The organism is Streptomyces calvus (assembly GCF_006782915.1).
In the GTDB taxonomy this organism is placed as follows: domain Bacteria; phylum Actinomycetota; class Actinomycetes; order Streptomycetales; family Streptomycetaceae; genus Streptomyces; species Streptomyces calvus.
The window spans coordinates 161,483-179,326 of the sequence record NZ_VCNP01000032.1; the positions used below are offsets into that span (position 1 = coordinate 161,483).

Below are 17,844 nucleotides of genomic sequence, written 5' to 3' on the forward strand. Positions count from 1 at the left end.
CCGGCCTCCACCGGCACCGGTCGTCACCGGCCGGCACCGTCACCGGCCGTCCGTGGCCTCCACCGGCACCGGTCGTCCGTGGCCTCCTCCGGCACCGGCTTTCACCGGCCGTCTCCGGTCCGATCCCGGCGCGGCCGAAAGCCGACCTTAGTTGTAGGCGCCATTGAGTGACAGTCGCGTGCGCACGTTCCCGCTCCCTGGAGGCCGGGGTCCAATTAATCACCGGTATAGTATGGCCGGTATAGTAATTGGCTGCATGAGAAGGACGCAGAAGGGCGCCGCATGATCGAGATCCTGAACCCCACCCTGCTGGCCCGGGCGAGAGACACCGGCGCCCTGGTCGCCGACATCCTGGAGACGCTGAGGAGCCGCAGCGCGGTCGGCACGAACCTCCTGGAGATCGACCGGTGGGCCAAGGAGATGATCGTCGAGGCGGGGGCGCAGTCGTGCTACGTCGACTACGAACCGTCCTTCGGACGCGGCCCGTTCGGCCACTACATCTGCACGGCCGTCAACGACGCCGTGCTCCACGGACGGCCGCACGACTACACCCTCGCCGACGGGGACCTGCTGACGCTCGACCTCGCCGTCTCCCTGGACGGAGTCGCCGCGGACGCCGCCATCAGCTTCCTCGTGGGCGACGCCCGGCCGCCGGAGAGCGTCGCGCTGATCAGCGCGACCGAACGCGCGCTGGCCGCCGGGATCGCCGCCGCCGGACCCGGCGCCCGCATCGGCGACATCTCCCACGCCATCGGCACCGTCCTCAGCGAGGCCGGATACCGGATCAACACCGAGTTCGGCGGCCACGGCATCGGATCGACGATGCACCAGGACCCGCACGTCGCGAACACCGGCCGGCCGGGTCGGGGCTACAAACTGCGGCCGGGGCTGCTGCTGGCGCTGGAGCCGTGGGTCATGGCGGACACCGCCCGGCTCGTCACCGACGCCGACGGGTGGACGCTCCGCAGCGCGACGGGCTGCCGGACGGCCCACAGTGAGCACACGATCGCCGTCACCGAGGACGGAGCGGAGATCCTCACCCTCCCGGAACGGGCGCGGCCGTGAGCGGTTGACCGGGCCCGGACGCGCTCCGCCGCCAGAACGGCCACCGCGCCGAGCACCGGCCGCCGAGCCGTACGCGGGCGTGCCCCTACGATGGGCTCGTGACCAGGAGCACCAGCACGACGAGCAGCCGTCCCGCGGGGCGGCTGCTCGTGTTGCTGGTGCTGTCGGTTCTCGCCGGTGTGCTCGGCATGCACGGCCTCGCCCCGGGCGGAGTCCCGACACCGCACTCGAACGGCCCGCACGCCGGTGGCACGTACACCGGTGGCCCGTACGCCGCCGCCACGGACGCCAGTGGCCCGCACGCCGCTGCCACGGACGCCGGTGCAGCTCACGCCGCTGCCGTGCACGCCGGTAGCGCGCACACAGGCCCCGTACACGCCGGCCCCGTACACACCGGCCCCGTGCACTCCGGTGCCGCGCACTCGGTCACGACGCACTCCGGTGGCCCGCACACGTACGGCAGCCACGACAGCGTGGCGCCCGCGCCGGACGGCGTACCGCACGCGAACGGCGGATGCGCGCACACGGACGGCGGCTCGGGGCACCTCGATCACGCCGACGGGGCGTGTGCCGCCGCCGGGACCGGTTCGACGTACACGCCGCCGGCGCAGGCGGGCGCCGTCGTGGACGCACCCGCCGCCGCACCCGCCGTCACGGCGGCCGCGGTCTCCCCTCGTCACGGCCGGGCGCCGCCCGACCTCTCCGAACTGCAACTCCTGCGGATATAGAGCGACCCGCCCGGCACCCCCTGCCCCGGTGACCACCGGTGACGGGTGCCGTGCCCGCGCACGTCCTCAGATCCGCACCGACCGCGCGCCTCACGAACGGCGCGCGGGAGAAGGAGTTGCACCATGATCCGCAAGCGTTCCCTCCTCCGCCGTACCGCCGCCGTCGTCACCGCGGGCGCGGCGGCGCTCGTCCTGGCCGCCTGCGGCGGCGACGGAGACGACACCGGCGCGGCCGGACACGGCGGGCACCACGCCTCCGCGTCCGAGTCCGCCTCCACGCCCGCTTCCCCGTCCGCCTCGCAGGGGCGGCACAACGCCGCGGACGTGGCGTTCGCGCAGGGGATGATCCCGCACCACCGCCAGGCCGTCGAGATGGCCGACCTCGCGCCCGACCGGGCCCGCTCGGCCGAGGTGAAGAAGCTCGCCGCCGACATCAAGAAGGCCCAGGCCCCGGAGATCAGGACGCTCTCCGGCTGGCTGACCTCGTGGGGCGAGGAGGTCCCGGCGGAAGGCGCCCCGAACCACTCCGGGCACGGCGCGCACGGCATGGCCGGAATGATGACGGACGAGGAGATGGGCGAGCTGGAGGGCCTCTCCGGCGAGGCCTTCGACACCGCCTTCATGGAGATGATGATCAAGCACCACGAAGGTGCGGTCGAGATGGCGGAGACCGAGCAGGCCGACGGCGCGCACGCCCCGGCGCGGAAGCTGGCCGCCCGGATCATCGCCTCGCAGAGCGCCGAGATCGAGCAGATGAACGAGTTCCTCGGCAAGGGCTGATCACTCGATCCCCGGATCACCACTCCACCGCGGCCCGGTCGCCGCACGATCGCCCCGGCGCGGGGCGGGTACCCGAGGTGCCCGCCCCGCACGCTGCCGGTACGGCCCCGCACCGCACGCTCCGGTACGCCGCCGACCCCGCTCCGGGTACGTTCCCGACCCCTACCGGAATACCCCTGGGGGGTATACGGTTTCCGTCGTGGGGCCGACAAGGTCCCGCACGGGTCCCACAGAAAAGCCGAATGGGGATGACGGTCATGGACCACAGCACGCACCACTCCGGTGCCGCACACGACCACACGGCGCACGACCGCACGACACGTGACCGCACCACACATGACCGGGCCACACATGACCACGCCACACACGACGGCCCCACACCTGACCACGCCACACATGACCAGGCCACGCACGACCACGCCGCACACACGGCCGGCCACACGCACGGCGCCACGTGGGGCACCGCCGTGAAGGCCACGCTGCACTGCCTCACCGGGTGTGCGATCGGCGAGATCCTCGGCATGGTCATCGGCACCGCCCTGCTGTGGGACAACGTGCCGACGATGGCCCTGGCGATCACGCTCGCCTTCATCTTCGGCTACTCCTTCACCCTCTTCGCGGTGGTCCGCGCCGGGGTGTCCCTGAAGGCGGCGATCAAGGTCGCGCTGGCCGCCGACACCGTTTCCATCGCGGTGATGGAACTGGTCGACAACGCGATCATCGCGCTGACGCCGGGCGCGATGGACGCGCACCTGTCGGACGGGCTGTTCTGGTCGGCGCTGCTCGGCGGCTTCGCCGTGGCGTTCGTGATCACCACACCGGTCAACAAGTGGATGATCGGCCGCGGCAAGGGCCACGCCGTGGTCCACGCCTACCACTGACACCCGCCGACCCCACCGCCCCTCCGGACCGACCCGCCGGAAACAACCCCATCCACCCTCCGAGCCGCTCCACCCGGGAAACGACCCCAACCACCCGTCCGGGCCGACCCACCCGGAACCAGCCCCATTACCCCCCCGGGCCAACCCGCCCGAAAACAACCCCACCGCCCCCGCCGCCGCACCGCCCCACCGCCCCCGCCGCCGAACCGCCCCGCCGCCCCCGTCGGCCCGTCCCGCCCGCGCGTCAGTCCAGTACGTGCCGGAGGTAGGCCGACGGGTCGGTGAGGTAGCGGCGCCAGTGGTCGACCAGGGCCAGGTCGTTCCAGGAGGTGCGGCGGATGCCGTGGTCGCCGACCTCGACGATGTCCGCGCCGGGGAGCGCGGTCAGCAGCGGGGAGTGGGTGGCGCACACGACCTGCGCGCCCGCGCGCGTCAACTGGTCGATGTGGCCGATCAGTTCGAGGCAGGAGGAGAAGGACAGGGCCGCCTCGGGCTCGTCCAGCACATACAGGCCGGGCCGCAGGAACTTGTCCCGGAACGCCGCGAGGAACCCTTCGCCGTGGCTGCGCGCGTCGGGCGCGAGACCTTCCCGGCCGAGGGCGTCCAGTGCCGTCTCGGCGCGCAGGAAGAAGCCCTGCCGGGCGGACCAGGAGGCCATCATCCGGCGGCCGCGCGGGGCCGCGTCGAAGCGGATGCGTTCGCCCAGGACGGACTTGGCGCGGTGGCTCGCGTAGCGCCATTCGTGCGAGCCGCCCCAGGGGTCCAGGCCGAAGCCCTCGGCGAGGGCCTCGACCAGGGTCGACTTGCCCGAGCCGTTCTCCCCGACGACGAACGTCACCGGGGCGGTGAACCGCAGCCCGCCGTCGAGGAGTTGCCGCACGCAGGGAACGGACCAGGGCCACTCCCCCTCGTCGCACCCACCACCGTGCACGTACACACGTTCGATGATCACGGGTCGAGTCTGCCACGGGCCGGCGGCCGTCGCCGGGCGGCCACCGGCACCTTCACTTCGTCCCCACGGTCCGCAGCACCGTCAGCACCAGCGTCCGCGCCGCCTGCGCCACCTCACGCAGGTTCACGTGCTCGCGTTCGCTGTGCGCCACCGCGATGTCGCCGGGCCCGTACTGGAGCGTGGGGATGCCGGCGCCGGCGTAGTGCCGCAGGTCGCTGCCGTACGTCGCCCCGCGCTGCCGGGGCCGTGCGCTGCCCGTCGCGTCGGCGTGCGCGGTCCCGACCACGTCCGCCAGCGGGTGCCCCTCGGGCAGCCGGCCGCTCGCGAACTGTCCGCCCGGCCAGCTCACCGTGGCCGGATGGTCCCGCAGCCACGGGTCGGCGGCGCACGCCCGCGCCACGCACTCCTCGAACGCGGCGCGCGCCTCGGCCGGGTCCTCGCCCAGCCGCACGCCGTACCGGCCCTCGGCGACGAGCAGGTCGGGCACGCTGCTCGCCCAGTCCCCGGCGCGCAGCGTGCCCACCGACAGCCCGTAGGGGATCGGGTACTCGGCGAGCAGCGGGGCCGGGTCCCGGTTGCGTTCGGTCTCCAGCGCGGCCAGCGCCCGGTGCAGCGGCAGATAGGCGTCGACGGCGCTGACGCCCTGCTCGCGCGCACTGCCGTGGGCCGCCCGGCCGGGTACGGCGAGGCGGAAGGTCAGCGCGCCCGCGTTGGCGGTGATCAAAGTGCCCGCGGTGGGTTCGGCGATGACGCAGGCGTCGCCGTGGTGGCCGCGCCGCAGCGTGCCGAAGGCGCCGAGCCCGCCGTCCTCCTCGCCGACGACGCAGTGCACGGCGACGCGGCCGCGCAGCCGTATGCCGGCCGTGCGTATCGCCGCGAGGGCGGCGAGGTGCGCGGCGAGCCCGGCCTTCATGTCGCAGGTGCCGCGCCCGTGCACGAGGTCCCCGGTCACCCGGGGCACGAACGGGTCGCCGTGCCATGCGGCGGGGTCGCCGGGCGGTACGACGTCGACGTGGCCCTGAAGGATCAGGGTCGGGCCGTCACCGCCGTCCGGGGTGGTGCCGACCAGGCCCCATGCCTCCTCGCGGGGCGCCTCGGTGCCCGGGAAGTCCGGGTCGGCGCGCAGCGCGGGCAGGTCCAGCGGCCACAGGTCGACCTCCGTGCCGAGCCGTTCCAGCCGCCCGGCCAGCAGGTGCTGCAGCTCCGACTCGGCGGCACTGCCGGTGACGCTCGGCACCGCGACCAGCTCCAGCAGCGTGCGCCCCAGCGCCGCCTCGTCGACCGCCGCCAGCGCGGCCTGCTCCTCGTCCGTCAGCACGAGCCCTCCCCTCACCGACGGGACGGCACCCCGCCGCCCCCGCACGCATACCTGCGCACCCGGACGGTCCGCTACGCCTCCCCCGGGCCGTCCGTTCCCGCGCCCGCCGCTACCCCTCCGCCGGACTGTCCGTTCCCGCGCCGGCCGCTGCGCCGCCCACCGTGAACCCGGTCACCGTGCCGCCGCCGTCGCGGCGGAAGGCGTACGGGGCGCCGCCGTGGGCGAGGGCGACCTCGCGGACGATGGACAGGCCGAGGCCCGAGCCGGGCAGGGACCGGGCGTCGGCGGCGCGGTAGAAGCGGTCGAAGACGCGGGTGAGGTCGTCGTCGGCGATGCCGGGTCCGCGGTCGCGGACCTCGACCCGCACGGTGCCGGGCCGGGCCGGGCCCGCGACCCGGATCTCGACGGGCGCGCGGCTGTCCCGGTCGAACTTGACGGCGTTCTCGACCAGGTTGGACAGCGCCCGGGTGAGCATCCCGGGCCGCCCGTCGGTCGTGGTGTCGCCGCAGGCGCTGACCACGATCTCGCGGCCGGTGCGGCGCCGGGCCAGTCCCGCCACGTCCTCGGCGATCTCCGCGAGGTCGACCCGCTGCGGCGGCTCGGTGTCGGACTGGCCGGCCGCGAGGTCGACGAGTTCGTTGACGAGGTCGGTGAGTTCGCGGGCCTCCTGGGTGAGGTCGGCGACGAGTTCCTCGCGGGTGCCGGGCGGGAGTTCGTCGATGCGGCGCAGCAGGGAGATGTTGGTGCGCAGGGAGGTCAGGGGCGTGCGCAGTTCGTGGCCGGCGTCCTGGACCAGGCGGCGCTGGTCCTCCTCGGACTGGGCGAGCCGGCCCAGCATGCGGTCGAAGGCGCGGCCGAGCCGGCCCACCTCGTCGTAGCCGGCGACGGGCACCTGGATGCCGAGGCGGCGGGTGCGGGCGACGTCCTCGGCGGCGTTGGTGAGGACGACCAGCCGGCGCGTGATGCGGCGGGCCAGCCACCAGCCGAACAGCCCGGCCCCGACCACGACCGCCGCCATCAGGATGAGCGTGCGGCGCTGCAGGGCCCGCAGCAGGTCCTCGGTGTTGCTGAACTCCTGCGCGATCTGCACCGCGCCCCGGCCGCCACCGAGTGCGACGGTCGCCACCCGGTAGACGTCGTCGCCGACGTCGACGTCCGCGTGCTCGACGACCTGCCCGGCCGTGGCGGCGCCCGCGATCCGGCGGTCGGCGTCCACCACCGGCAGGCCGGGGTCGCCGGGGTCGTAGACGCTGCCGTCCGGTCCGAGCACCTGCACATCGGTGCGTGCGGGCCGCACCAGGTCGTGGCCGGGCGCGGCGGAGGAGAAGTCGACCGGCGCCATCCGGTTCTCCCGCACCTCGGCCCGTACGTCCTGCACGACCTCGTGGAACACGGACAGCTGGTCCACCCGCACCAGCCGGGCGGCCGCGTTGTAGGACAGGATGCCGACGAGGACGGTGACGGTGGCGGTCACGGCGGCGAACGCCACCGCGAAGGTGGTGCCCAGCGACAGCAGCCGCAGCCGCCTGCGCGGGACGGACCGGCCGTGCGCGTGGCCCGGGCCGCCCGCGGCGGCGCGCCGGAACACTCAGCCCTCCCGCAGCACGTAACCCACCCCGCGCACCGTGTGGATCAGCTGGGGCGCGCCGGGCTCGTCCAGTTTGCGGCGCAGGTAGCCGACGTAGACGGCGAGGTTCTTGGAGCCGGGGCCGAAGTCGTAGCCCCAGATGCGGTCGTAGATGGTGGAGTGCTCCAGGACGACGCCGGCGTGGCGGATCAGCAGTTCCAGGAGTTCGAACTCGGTGCGGGTGAGCTCCAGTTCGCGTGCGCCGCGCCAGGCCCGGCGGGCCTGCGGGTCCATGCGCAGCCCGGCCGCCTCCAGGAACCGCCCGGAGGTGTCCGGCTCCGGCTCGGGTGCGGGGGCGGGGGCGGGTTCGGGTGGGGCGGCGCGGCGCAGCAGGGCCCGCAGCCGGGCGAAGACCTCCTCGACGTCGAACGGCTTGACGACGTAGTCGTCGGCGCCCGCGTCCAGTCCCGCGATCCGGTCGGCGGTCTCCACCAGCGCGGTCAGCATCAGCACGGGAGTGCGGTCGCCCTCGGCACGCAGCACCCGGCACACCTGGAGTCCGTCGATGCCGGGCATCATCACGTCCAGCACCAGGACGTCGGGCCGGCTGCGGTGGGCCTGCGCGAGGGCCTCGACGCCGTCGGCGACGGCCGTCACCCGGTATCCCTCCAGGGTCAGGGCACGCTCCAGGGCGTTGCGGATGGCGCGGTCGTCTTCGGCGAGCAGAACGGTGTGGGGCACGCACCCAGTCTGCCAACCGTGCCGCTGCCGGGTCCCGGCGCGGAGCACCGGGGCCCGGCTTCTTACTGCGCTCTCACCCGCCGGGGCGCAGCGCGGCGAGCCGCTGCTCGAACGGCACGACCTCCTCGAAGGAGTCCCGCCGCGGTGCCGGACGGACCGTGGGCGACCCCGCCATCAGCGCCGCCAGCTCCCCGGCCGCGCGTTCGATCCGCCCGTCCAGCCCTTCGGCGCCCCAGTCCTCGGAGGCGGCGTAGACGCCGGTGGGGACGACGACGGCCTTCAGGTAGGAAAAGAGCGGACGCAGCGCGTGGTCCAGGACGAGGGAGTGCCGGGCGGTGCCGCCGGTCGCGGCGATCAGCACGGGCTTGCCGGTGAGGGCGTCGGGGTCGGTGACGCCGAGCGCGTCGAAGAACGACTTGAACAGCCCGCTGTACGAGGCCGAGAACACCGGCGTGACCACGATCAGCCCGTCGGCGCCGGACACCGCGTCGAACGCGTCGGCCAGCGCCGGCGCGGGAAAGCCGTTGGTGAAGGTGTGCGCGATCTCCACGGCGAGATCGCGCAGTTCGATCACCCGGACGTCGGCGGGAGCGGGCTCCGGGGCGGTCGCGGCCGGGGCGGCGGCAGCGGCAGCGGCAGCGGCAGCGGCAGCGGCCAGACGGTCACCGAGCAGCCGGGTCGACGACGGCACGCTCAGTCCGGCGGACACGACGACGAGCCTCATGCCCGCGCTCCTTCCTTCTCCGCCCGCTTGGCGGTGGCCAGCAGCGAGCTGTGGGTGGGGGCGTCCGGCACGTCGGCCGGGCGGTCCTTGGCGAACTCCTTGCGCAGCACCGGCACGACTTCCTCGCCGAGCAGGTCGAGCTGCTCCAGCACGGTCTTCAGCGGCAGTCCGGCGTGGTCCATCAGGAACAGCTGGCGCTGGTAGTCACCGGCGTACTCGCGGAACGACAGCGTCTTGTCGATGACCTGCTGGGGCGAGCCCACGGTCAGCGGGGTCTGCTCGGTGAACTCCTCCAGCGAGGGCCCGTGCCCGTAGACCGGCGCGACGTCGAAGTACGGCCGGAACTCGCGCACCGCGTCCTGGCTGTTCTTCCGCATGAACACCTGCCCGCCGAGGCCGACGATCGCCTGCTCGGGCGTGCCGTGGCCGTAGTGGGCGTAGCGGGCCCGGTACAGCTCGATCATGCGCTTGGTGTGGTCGGCCGGCCAGAAGATGTTGTTGTGGAAGAAGCCGTCGCCGTAGTACGCGGCCTGCTCGGCGATCTCCGGGGAGCGGATGGAGCCGTGCCAGACGAACGGCGGGACGCCGTCCAGCGGGCGGGGCGTGGCGGTGAAGCCCTGCAACGGAGTGCGGAACTTTCCTTCCCAGTTCACCACGTCCTCGCGCCACAGCCGGTGCAGCAGGGCGTAGTTCTCGATGGCGAGGTTGATGCCCTGGCGGATGTCCTGGCCGAACCAGGGGTAGACCGGTCCGGTGTTGCCGCGGCCCATCATCAGGTCCACCCGGCCGTCGGCCAGGTGCTGGAGCATCGCGAAGTCCTCGGCGATCTTCACCGGGTCGTTGGTGGTGATCAGGGTGGTGGAGGTGGAGAGGATCAGCCGCTCGGTGCGGGCCGCGATGTAGCCGAGCATGGTGGTCGGCGAGGACGGCACGAACGGCGGGTTGTGGTGCTCACCGGTCGCGAAGACGTCCAGGCCCACCTCCTCGGCCTTGAGCGCGATGGCGACCATGGCCTTGATCCGCTCGCGCTCGGTCGGCGTACGCCCCGTGGTCGGGTCGGGCGTGACATCCCCGACGCTGAAGATCCCGAACTGCATGGCCGCTCACCCTCCAAGTTGTTGACGCTTCAACTATACCCGTGAACCGTCGGACCGGCCCCGCTATTCCGCGGTACGCCGGCCCGCCCGGCTCTGCCGCTCCGCACGGCGTCCGCACCACCGCCGTCGAGCGGGGTGGACTTCGCCGGAAGTGCTGCCACGGACACGGTGGGTGGCGATACTGGCAGTCGCCGGGGAGGAGCACGGAGGGGCGATGGGACCGGACCGGAGCCGGAACAGGAGCGGCGGAGCCGCCGCGGCCGCCGTGTACGCCGTGCTCGGCGCGTGCGCGCCGGCCGCCGGGGCCGCGCACGCCGTGACCATGCCCGCGCACGACACCGCCTCCGGCCTGGCCGGGCTGGCCGGCTGGCTGGTGCTCGCCGTGGTGACCGCGGGCTGCGCCGAACTGCTGCTCGCCCGCACCGCTCCGCCCGCCTCCCGCGCCCGGCGCCTGCGCGTCACCGGACTGCTCGCCTCCGCCCTGTTCGCGCAGCTGCTGCTGCTCACCGTCCGCTTCGCCCGCGGTCAGGCCGACGGCGCGGCCTGGACGGCCGCCGGCCTGACCGTCGCCCTGAGCACCGCCGCCACCTGGCGCGCCACCCGCATCAGCCACACCTACGGCAACGGACACACGCCGTCGGACAGCGGCCGCACCCGGGCCGCCTTCGGCGTCGCCGTGGTCTGCGGCGGCTGGCTCACCGTGCGCAGCGCCGTGCAGGGCCCGCTGTGGCTCGCGTGGCTCATGGGAGCGCTGGTGGTCGTGGTGGCCGCTGGGTTCTGGATGCTCGACGGGCGCGGCGCCATGGCCGAGTTCGACGGCTTCCAGGTGTTCGGCTTCGCCGCCGCGCTGGGCGTCCTCGGCGTGGCCGCCGGTGCGATCGCCCGCTTGGACGGCATCGTCCTGCTGCCGGTGCCGCACGACCTGCCGTGGCTGTCGGGGCGACAGGTGCTGCGCGGCCTGGCAGGGTTGGCGGCGCTCGTCGCCGCGGTGGTGTTCCTGGTCGGGCGGCGGCTGCGCGGCCGCCAGTGGGACGGGGCGGCTCCGCCGGGAGCGCAGCTCGTGGGACTCGCCGTACCGCTGGGGAGCCTGGTCTGGGCGGGCCGGGACTGGAGCGGCTGGGACTCCGCGCCCCTCGTGCTGCTCGGCGCGAGCGCCGTCGCCGCCGCGGCCGCCGTCCTGCTCGCCGTCCAGGCCGCCGCACTTTCCTGGCTGGACACCACGCCGTCGCGGCCCTGGGTGCAGCACGTCCTGTCCACCGTGCGCGAGGAAGCGGAACGGCACACCCCCGACCCGTACGAGCGGTACGGATCCCCCGGCACCCCGGACCACCGCTACGGCGCCGACGACCGGTACGGCCGCCACCGCGACGACCGGTACGGCCGCCACCGCGACGACCACGCGTACCTACGCGCCCGGAACCGCTTCATGCACTCCGGGGACTTCCCCTACGGGCCCAGGGGCCGGACCGGACCGCTCGCCGTCGTCCTGCGCGTGCTCGCCGCCGCCGGACGCGGCCTCGCCCACCCCCTGCGGTCCGCGGCCGTCACGGAGGTCCACCGGCACACCATGGGGAACACCGGCCTGGCCATCGACGAGATGTGGCCCCGGGTGGCCGAGCTCGCCTCCGACACCGTCAGGCGCCGGGTGCGGCGCACCGAGCGTGCCGTGCTGGCCTGCCGGGTCACCGCCGCGAGCGCCCTGTGCACGGCGGCCGTCTGGCTGCCCGTGGCCGCGCTGGGGGCGGACGACGCGGCGGCCGGCGGCACCCCCGGCGTGCTGCTCGGCACCGGAGCGTCACTCGGGCCGCTGCTGCTGGCCGCGGTCGCGGTGGCGCAGGGGCGGCGGCTGCTCCTCGACGCGTGCCGGGCCAAGGGCGACGCGGTCGACGTCCTGCGCTACGACCTGGCGCGCCGCATGGGACTGGTGCTGCCGAAGGACACCCGGGGCATGATCCTGCTGGCCGGGCCCCTCAGCAGCGACTCCTCCGACCGGCGCCCGGCGCGGCTGCGCCAGGAGTGGGACGGGACGGCTGCCGCCGAGGCCGTGAAGGGCCTGCGCGCGGAGGTGCAGGCGCTCCGCTCGGCCGTCGGCGAGGAGGTCCGCTCCGCCGTACGGGAGGAGATCGGCTCCGCCGTGCGCGCCGAGATCCGCTCCGCCGTACGCGAGGCACGCACCGCCCCCGGAGCACCGGCCGGAAGCGCCGCCGCCACACCGGTCACCCTCGACGAGCAGGCCGTGTCCCGCCTCATGGAGAACATGGCGGGCGCGGCACCGGTCACCCTCGACGAGCAGACCCTGGCCCGGCTCGCCCGGGACGTGGCGCGCAACGCCGCCGAGCCGGTCCGCGCCCGGCTCAGCAGCGACCTCGCGCAGGTGCAGCGCAGCCTCCGCGAGGAACTCGGCGAGGTCGTCCGCGCCTCCGTCGAGGCCACGGTGACCGGTCCGCCGCTGACGAACTTCACCGGCTACCTCGCGATCGAACTGAACCGGCCGCTGCCGGACGACCAGCCGCCGCTGCGGGTCGAGAACGGCACGATCAAGGCCGTCGCGGGCCGCCCGGTGCACCTGCTGCTCCACGTCGTGCGCAAGGCACGGGCCGCCGACGCGGCCTCCCTCCTCAACGACGACGAACGCCAGAACCTCTTCCTGTTCGAGCCGGTGCGCATCGAGGGCGGCCGGGACGCCGCCACCGCGGCCTTCGACGCCGTGGTGGACAGCTCCACGCTCACGCCGGTACCTCACCGCAAGACCCTGAGCGTCACCCGGAGCGACCGGTCGGTCTTCCTCTTCGACGTTCCCGCCCGTCCCGGGATCCACGAGGTGTGGTTCCAGCTGTACCAGGCGGGCCGCCTCATCCAGGTCGCCGCCCTGAAGATCGAGGCCGAGGCGGAGACCGGCACAGGGACCGTGGCCGCGCCGCAGGCGTCCGGACCGGGCGGAGACACGGACCACGCATGAACCGAGCACAACCACCCGACGTCGTCGTACGCGTCGTCACGACCCGCGACGCCGCCACCCTGGAGTTCACCGCCCGCCGCCAGGGCGTGCCGCCGCTGCGCGTCACCCTCGTCGGCGGCGACGCACTGCACAGGGCCCGGCAGGAACTGGACGCGGGACTGACCCGCCTCAAGGACGACCTGCGTTCGCTCGCGGTGGAGGACAAGGACCTGGACCCGGCCTTCCAAAGCCTGCACGGCCTCGGCCGCACCCTGCTGTTCATCCTGTTCGGCGCCCAGCAGCGCGTGCTGAAGGGCCTCCAGGACTTCTGGCGGGCCGCCCTGCCGTGGGCCGCCAACCCCGCGCTGCCCCCGCCGCTCGTCGAATGCGTCGGCCCTCAGGACAGCTTCCTCCCCCTGGAGTTCCTCCCGTTCCTCGGCATCGCCCCGGCACCCGCCGTCGAGAACCGCGACGGCTTCGTCACCGCGTGCCGGACCCTCGTCGGGTTCTCCTGCGTCGTACGGCGCGCCATGCTCCCGGCACCCGTCCGCGGCGGCACCACCCTGCGCACCGGACCGCAGGGCCGGCTGCCCGCCCGCTACCTGTACTACGAGCACCTCGACGGAGCCATGGCGGAACTCGCCTGGTTCACCGGCCCCGCGAGCGCCCACGTCGACCTGGAGGGCCCCTACCCCCACGCGGCCGACACCGGACCGGGACTCGCCGAGCAGATCTTCGACCCGCGTCTCCTCCTCGACGGCGGTCGCCGCGAACTGCCCGACCAGCTCCAGCACTTCGCCTGCCACTGCTACACCCGCTCCGACGACCCGCTCGCCGCGGAGATCGAACTCAGCGGCGCCGGACGCCACTCCCGCACCACGCTGCGCACGCTCGGAGCCGACCTCGTCACGCTCGGCGTCACCCACGACGAACGCGACTTCGACCTGCCCCTGGTCGTGATGAACGCCTGCGGGTCCGGCCGGATGCGCGCCCAGGACGCGCCGTCCTTCCCGTACCTCTTCCTCATGAACGGCAACCGCGGGTTCATCGGCACCGAGACCGAGATCCCGGACGACGTCGCCGCCGCCTTCTCCGAGGCCCTGTACGAGCGTTTCCTCGTCCGGCGCCTCCCGCTCGGCCGGGCCCTGCTGGAGAGCCGGCAGCACCTGCTGCACAGCCTGGGCAACCCGCTCGGCCTGGCCTACGCCGCCTACGCCGACCCCGACCTGCACATCCAGCCGACCACCGAGGAGCAGCCCCATGTCCCTGCCCGCGCAGACCACTCCTGACGCCCCCGAACCGCAGCCGGTCCCGGAGGCCGCCGGCACGGTCTCCGTCCTCGGCCTGGAGGACACCGGCCAGGGCGGCCGCACCGACCGGCTCTCCTTCCGCCGCGCGGAGGAATGGCGGACCGCCCGCGCGGAGATCCCCGCCGAGGAACTCCGCTCCCGCCTGCACGACTTCGTCACCACGATGCACGGCGTGCTGGCCTCGCTGCCGCAGCGGGCCGGGGAGTTCCAGCTCGACGAGGTGTCGTTCAGCGCCGAGGTCAGCGCCAAGGGCACGGTGTCCCTGCTGGGCTCCGGAGGCGAACTCGCCGGGCAGGCGGGCATCACCTTCACCTTCACCCGCCGACCGGACCCCGCACCCTAGGGTCTGTCGTTTGGATCATGTCGGTTTCGCGGGGCGTGGCACGCACATCTGCTGCGTTGTCGTCGGTTGTCGACGCTCCGCGTCGCCGCCCTCCTCCGCCTTGCAGCTGCACGCACCACGCCCCGCTCGGGTGGGCTGAGAAGCGCTGCGTCTCCCAGCCGACCTGATCCAAACGACAGACCCCAGGGCCGGAACCCGGCCGTCAGTACGGCCGTACGGCGCCCGACCGCAGCCGGGCCGCCTGCTCCGCGCCGTACTCCATGGTCTGTCTCATGTGGTCGATGAACAGCGCGTGTTGGGAGTCGTCCAGGTCGTCGAAGAGCGCGACCCAGCCGCCGCCGACGCGGTCCCACACCCGGGTGAACTCGGCGGCCCTCTCCGGCACCGTCGCCACCAGCACCAGGCGCCGGTCGTCCGGGTCGCGCTCCCGCACCACATGGCCCGCCCGCTCCAGCCGGTCCACCAGCCGGGTCGCCGAACCGGTCGTCAGACCCGTCAGCTCGGCGATCCGCCCGGTCGTGACCGGCCCGCCCTCCAGCGTCAGCAGGTTCAGGCACTGCAGATCGGTCGGATGCAGACCCAGCCGGTCGGCGAGGGCCTGGTTGAACAGCGCGTACGAGGCCATGTACCGGCGGGACACCACGGCCAGCTCCGCCAGCAGCGCCTCCCGCGTGCTCGCCGTCATGGGCGCACCTCCTCCTCGTCCGTCCGCCACCGGTCCATCCCTCCCCGGACCGGCCCGCCGGCAGGCGCCGTCCATCAGGTGACGCACGGGCGGCCCCAAGACGCGTGCGAAGCTGCGGGCATGCTGATCCTCCGCTCCGCCGCCCTGTTCGTCCTCGCCGCGCTGCTGGAGATCGGCGGCGCCTGGCTGGTCTGGCAGGGCCTGCGCGAACACCGCGGCTGGATGTGGATGGCCGGCGGCGTCCTCGCCCTCGGCGCCTACGGCTTCGTCGCCACCTTCCAGCCGGACGCCCACTTCGGCCGCGTCCTCGCCGCCTACGGCGGCATCTTCGTCGCCGGTTCGATCCTGTGGGGCGTCGTCGCCGACGGCTACCGCCCGGACCGGTGGGACATCACCGGCGCGCTGGTCTGCCTCGCCGGCATGGCCGTGATCATGTGGGCCCCGCGCAACGGCTGACGCCCGCCACCGCCGCTCCCGGCCGGGCCCGCCTATGCTGACGCGACGGAGCGCTTCGCACCGCCCGCCCGTCCCGCCGCCCGAGGAGCAGCCCATGGCCACCGCCGCACCGTCCGCCGCCGCCCGTATCGCCGTCGTCACGGGTGCGAGCAGCGGCATCGGCGCCGCCACGGCCCGCCGGCTGGCCGAGGCCGGGTACCGCGTCGTCCTCACCGCCCGCCGCAAGGACCGCATCGAGGCGCTGGCCGAGCAGCTCACCGCGGCCGGCCACTCGGCCACCGCCTACCCGCTCGACGTGACCGACCGGGCCGCCGTCGACGAGTTCGCCACCGCCTTCAGGACCGTCGGCGTGCTCGTCAACAACGCCGGCGGCGCGCTCGGCGCCGACCCGGTCGCCACCGGCGACCCGGAGCAGTGGCGCACCATGTACGAGACGAACGTCCTCGGCACCCTCAACGTCACCCAGGCCCTGCTGCCCAAGCTCGACGCGAGCGGCGACGGCACGGTCGTGGTCGTCTCCTCCACCGCCGGCCACGCCACCTACGAGGGCGGCGCGGGCTACGTCGCCGCCAAGCACGCCGAGCACGTCCTCGCCGAGACCCTGCGGCTGGAGATCGTCGGCCGCCCGGTGCGCGTCATCGAGATCGCGCCCGGCATGGTCAGGACGGAGGAGTTCGCCCTCACCCGCTTCGGCGGCGACGAGGAGAAGGCCGCCAAGGTGTACCAGGGCGTCGCCGAACCCCTCACCGCGGACGACGTCGCCGACACCATCACCTGGGCGGTGACCCGCCCCTCGCACGTCAACATCGACCTGCTGGTCGTCCGCCCGCGCGCCCAGGCGTCCAACACGAAGGTGCACCGGGAGTCCTGATGACGGACGGCGAGAAGCACCGCCTGGCCCTGGAGAAGAAACGCGAACGGTACGTCTGGTACTACCTCGCCTACTTCCTCTTCGGCATCCACATCGTCGCGTTCGTCATGATCTACGCGGTGACGCACGCGAAATAGCGGGCCCCCCGGAAGGGGCCCGCCGGGTTCCGCGGTCCGCGCGTCAGCCCTTGACGCAGACGACCTGCTTCAGCTTGGCGACGACCTCGACGAGGTCCCGCTGCTGGTCGATCACCTGCTCGATCGGCTTGTAGGCGGCCGGGATCTCGTCCACGACACCGGAGTCCTTGCGGCACTCCACGCCCCGCGTCTGCTCCTGCAGGTCCTTCGTGGAGAAGCGGCGCTTCGCCGCGTTGCGGCTCATCCGCCGACCCGCGCCGTGCGACGCCGAGTTGAACGACGCGGCGTTCCCGAGGCCCTTGACGATGTACGAGCCCGTGCCCATGGACCCGGGGATGATCCCGTACTCGCCGGAGCCCGCGCGGATCGCGCCCTTGCGGGTCACCAGCAGGTCCATGCCGTCGTAGCGCTCCTCGGCCACGTAGTTGTGGTGGGCGCTGATCTCGGGCTCGAAGACCGGCTTCGCCTTCTTGAACTCCTTGCGGACCACGTCCTTCAGGAGCGCCATCATGATCGAGCGGTTGTACTTGGCGTACTCCTGCGCCCAGAACAGGTCGTTGCGGTACGCCGCCATCTGCGGGGTGTCCGCGACGAAGACGGCGAGGTCGCGGTCGACCAGGCCCTGGTTGTGCGGGAGCTTCTGGGCGACGCCGATGTGGTGCTCGGCGAGTTCCTTGCCGATGTTGCGGGAACCGGAGTGCAGCATCAGCCAGACGGATCCCTCCGTATCGACGCAAACCTCCACGAAGTGATTTCCGCCGCCCAGCGTTCCCATCTGCTTCGTGGCGCGCTCCTCACGGAACTTCACCGCGTCCGCCACGCCGCCGAACCGCGACCAGAAGTCGTCCCAGCCGCCCGTCGGGAAGGCGTGCAGCCGACCCGGGTCGACGGGGTCGTCGTGCATGCCCCGGCCGACCGGGATCACCTGCTCGATCTTCGACCGCAGCCGGGACAGGTCACCGGGGAGGTCGTTCGCCGTCAGTGACGTCCGCACCGCCGACATGCCGCAGCCGATGTCGACGCCCACCGCCGCCGGGCACACCGCGCCGCGCATCGCGATGACCGAGCCGACCGTCGCGCCCTTGCCGTAGTGCACGTCCGGCATCACCGCCAGGCCCTTGATCCACGGCAGGGTGGCGACGTTCCGCAGCTGCTGGAGCGCGCCCTCCTCCACGGTCGCCGGGTCCGTCCACATCCGGATCGGCACCTTCGCGCCCGGCAGCTCCACGTACGACATAACGTCCTCATTCC

Annotated in this window: 18 protein-coding genes; 10 read left to right on the forward strand and 8 right to left on the reverse strand. The window is 73.6% G+C overall.

What is annotated here, in order from left to right; all coding sequences use genetic code 11:
- Window positions 1–282 precede the first annotated feature (282 nt).
- The 4 genes from map to FGW31_RS14700 all read left to right on the forward strand — a co-directional run bounded on the left by map (window position 283) and on the right by FGW31_RS14700 (window position 3,454).
- Window positions 283–1,065 (forward strand): type I methionyl aminopeptidase, encoded by a 783-nt coding sequence (map, locus tag FGW31_RS14685; protein WP_142193851.1) that lies wholly within the window; start codon window positions 283–285, stop codon window positions 1,063–1,065.
- 98 nt (window positions 1,066–1,163) lie between these two features.
- Window positions 1,164–1,793, forward strand: coding sequence for a DUF6153 family protein (locus tag FGW31_RS35635; RefSeq protein WP_142193852.1), 630 nt, complete (start codon window positions 1,164–1,166; stop codon window positions 1,791–1,793).
- A 123-nt stretch (window positions 1,794–1,916) separates the two neighbouring features.
- A complete protein-coding gene (locus tag FGW31_RS14695) occupies window positions 1,917–2,573 on the forward strand; it encodes a DUF305 domain-containing protein (RefSeq protein ID WP_142193853.1) in 657 nt (218 codons plus the stop codon).
- Window positions 2,574–2,830: 257 nt separating this feature from the next.
- A complete protein-coding gene (locus tag FGW31_RS14700) occupies window positions 2,831–3,454 on the forward strand; it encodes a DUF4396 domain-containing protein (protein WP_142193854.1) in 624 nt (207 codons plus the stop codon).
- A gap of 244 nt (window positions 3,455–3,698) precedes the next feature.
- On the opposite strand, the gene FGW31_RS14705 is transcribed toward FGW31_RS14700, so the two are convergent.
- The 6 genes from FGW31_RS14705 to FGW31_RS14730 form a co-directional block, all read right to left on the reverse strand.
- Complete coding sequence (locus FGW31_RS14705; protein WP_142193855.1) at window positions 3,699–4,406, reverse strand: AAA family ATPase; 708 nt, start codon at window positions 4,404–4,406, stop codon at window positions 3,699–3,701.
- A gap of 52 nt (window positions 4,407–4,458) precedes the next feature.
- Complete coding sequence (locus tag FGW31_RS14710; protein ID WP_142193856.1) at window positions 4,459–5,724, reverse strand: ArgE/DapE family deacylase; 1,266 nt, start codon at window positions 5,722–5,724, stop codon at window positions 4,459–4,461.
- 109 nt (window positions 5,725–5,833) lie between these two features.
- The gene (locus FGW31_RS14715) at window positions 5,834–7,312 is read right to left on the reverse strand and encodes a HAMP domain-containing sensor histidine kinase (RefSeq protein ID WP_142193857.1); all 1,479 of its coding nucleotides are present in this window, start codon (window positions 7,310–7,312) and stop codon (window positions 5,834–5,836) included.
- Window positions 7,313–8,032, reverse strand: a complete 720-nt coding sequence (locus tag FGW31_RS14720; RefSeq protein ID WP_142193858.1) for a response regulator transcription factor — start codon at window positions 8,030–8,032, stop codon at window positions 7,313–7,315.
- A gap of 73 nt (window positions 8,033–8,105) precedes the next feature.
- Entirely contained in the window at window positions 8,106–8,756 is a 651-nt protein-coding gene (locus FGW31_RS14725) for an FMN reductase (protein ID WP_142193859.1), read from the reverse strand.
- Window positions 8,753–9,853, reverse strand: coding sequence for an LLM class flavin-dependent oxidoreductase (locus FGW31_RS14730; protein WP_142193860.1), 1,101 nt, complete (start codon window positions 9,851–9,853; stop codon window positions 8,753–8,755). The genes FGW31_RS14725 and FGW31_RS14730 overlap by 4 nt, the downstream gene beginning before the upstream one ends.
- Before the next feature lie 172 nt (window positions 9,854–10,025).
- Between FGW31_RS14730 and FGW31_RS14735 the strand changes: the two genes are divergently transcribed.
- Genes FGW31_RS14735 through FGW31_RS14745 form a run of 3 tightly spaced genes read left to right on the forward strand, consistent with a single transcriptional unit; the run spans window position 10,026 to window position 14,444 of the window.
- Complete coding sequence (locus tag FGW31_RS14735; RefSeq protein WP_142193861.1) at window positions 10,026–12,812, forward strand: hypothetical protein; 2,787 nt, start codon at window positions 10,026–10,028, stop codon at window positions 12,810–12,812.
- A complete protein-coding gene (locus FGW31_RS14740) occupies window positions 12,809–14,080 on the forward strand; it encodes a CHAT domain-containing protein (RefSeq protein WP_142193862.1) in 1,272 nt (423 codons plus the stop codon). The genes FGW31_RS14735 and FGW31_RS14740 overlap by 4 nt, the downstream gene beginning before the upstream one ends.
- Window positions 14,052–14,444 carry a Pepco domain-containing protein gene (locus tag FGW31_RS14745; RefSeq protein WP_142193863.1) on the forward strand — a complete coding sequence of 131 codons (393 nt, stop codon included), beginning with the start codon at window positions 14,052–14,054 and terminating at the stop codon, window positions 14,442–14,444. The genes FGW31_RS14740 and FGW31_RS14745 overlap by 29 nt, the downstream gene beginning before the upstream one ends.
- A 202-nt stretch (window positions 14,445–14,646) precedes the next feature.
- Here FGW31_RS14745 and FGW31_RS14755 read toward each other — a convergent pair whose 3' ends face one another.
- The gene (locus FGW31_RS14755) at window positions 14,647–15,129 is read right to left on the reverse strand and encodes a MarR family winged helix-turn-helix transcriptional regulator (RefSeq protein ID WP_142193864.1); all 483 of its coding nucleotides are present in this window, start codon (window positions 15,127–15,129) and stop codon (window positions 14,647–14,649) included.
- Window positions 15,130–15,249: 120 nt separating this feature from the next.
- On the opposite strand from FGW31_RS14755, the gene FGW31_RS14760 reads away from it, so the two are divergent.
- The 3 genes from FGW31_RS14760 (at window position 15,250) to FGW31_RS35015 (ending at window position 16,593) form a co-directional block, all read left to right on the forward strand.
- The gene (locus FGW31_RS14760) at window positions 15,250–15,585 is read left to right on the forward strand and encodes a YnfA family protein (protein ID WP_142193865.1); all 336 of its coding nucleotides are present in this window, start codon (window positions 15,250–15,252) and stop codon (window positions 15,583–15,585) included.
- Between the two features lie 94 nt (window positions 15,586–15,679).
- On the forward strand, window positions 15,680–16,456 hold the full coding sequence (locus tag FGW31_RS14765; protein WP_142193866.1) for an SDR family NAD(P)-dependent oxidoreductase: 777 nt from the start codon (window positions 15,680–15,682) through the stop codon (window positions 16,454–16,456).
- Window positions 16,456–16,593 carry a hypothetical protein gene (locus FGW31_RS35015; protein WP_167530065.1) on the forward strand — a complete coding sequence of 46 codons (138 nt, stop codon included), beginning with the start codon at window positions 16,456–16,458 and terminating at the stop codon, window positions 16,591–16,593. The genes FGW31_RS14765 and FGW31_RS35015 overlap by 1 nt, the downstream gene beginning before the upstream one ends.
- Window positions 16,594–16,636: 43 nt before the next feature.
- On the opposite strand, the gene FGW31_RS14770 is transcribed toward FGW31_RS35015, so the two are convergent.
- Entirely contained in the window at window positions 16,637–17,830 is a 1,194-nt protein-coding gene (locus tag FGW31_RS14770) for an RtcB family protein (RefSeq protein ID WP_142193867.1), read from the reverse strand.
- Window positions 17,831–17,844: the final 14 nt, after the last annotated feature.

Excerpts from the sequence above, each read along its gene's own strand:
- FGW31_RS14765 (WP_142193866.1), top strand. The coding sequence starts at position 15,680 with ATGGCCACCGCCGCACCGTCCGCCGCCGCCCGTATCGCCGTCGTCACG.
- FGW31_RS14700 (WP_142193854.1), top strand. The coding sequence starts at position 2,831 with ATGGACCACAGCACGCACCACTCCGGTGCCGCACACGACCACACGGCG.
- map (WP_142193851.1), top strand. The coding sequence starts at position 283 with ATGATCGAGATCCTGAACCCCACCCTGCTGGCCCGGGCGAGAGACACC.
- FGW31_RS35015 (WP_167530065.1), top strand. The coding sequence starts at position 16,456 with ATGACGGACGGCGAGAAGCACCGCCTGGCCCTGGAGAAGAAACGCGAA.
- FGW31_RS14755 (WP_142193864.1), bottom strand. The coding sequence starts at position 15,129 with ATGACGGCGAGCACGCGGGAGGCGCTGCTGGCGGAGCTGGCCGTGGTG.
- FGW31_RS14770 (WP_142193867.1), bottom strand. The coding sequence starts at position 17,830 with ATGTCGTACGTGGAGCTGCCGGGCGCGAAGGTGCCGATCCGGATGTGG.
- FGW31_RS14695 (WP_142193853.1), top strand. The coding sequence starts at position 1,917 with ATGATCCGCAAGCGTTCCCTCCTCCGCCGTACCGCCGCCGTCGTCACC.
- FGW31_RS14725 (WP_142193859.1), bottom strand. The coding sequence starts at position 8,756 with ATGAGGCTCGTCGTCGTGTCCGCCGGACTGAGCGTGCCGTCGTCGACC.
- FGW31_RS14760 (WP_142193865.1), top strand. The coding sequence starts at position 15,250 with ATGCTGATCCTCCGCTCCGCCGCCCTGTTCGTCCTCGCCGCGCTGCTG.
- FGW31_RS14745 (WP_142193863.1), top strand. The coding sequence starts at position 14,052 with ATGTCCCTGCCCGCGCAGACCACTCCTGACGCCCCCGAACCGCAGCCG.
- FGW31_RS14740 (WP_142193862.1), top strand. The coding sequence starts at position 12,809 with ATGAACCGAGCACAACCACCCGACGTCGTCGTACGCGTCGTCACGACC.
- FGW31_RS14730 (WP_142193860.1), bottom strand. The coding sequence starts at position 9,853 with ATGCAGTTCGGGATCTTCAGCGTCGGGGATGTCACGCCCGACCCGACC.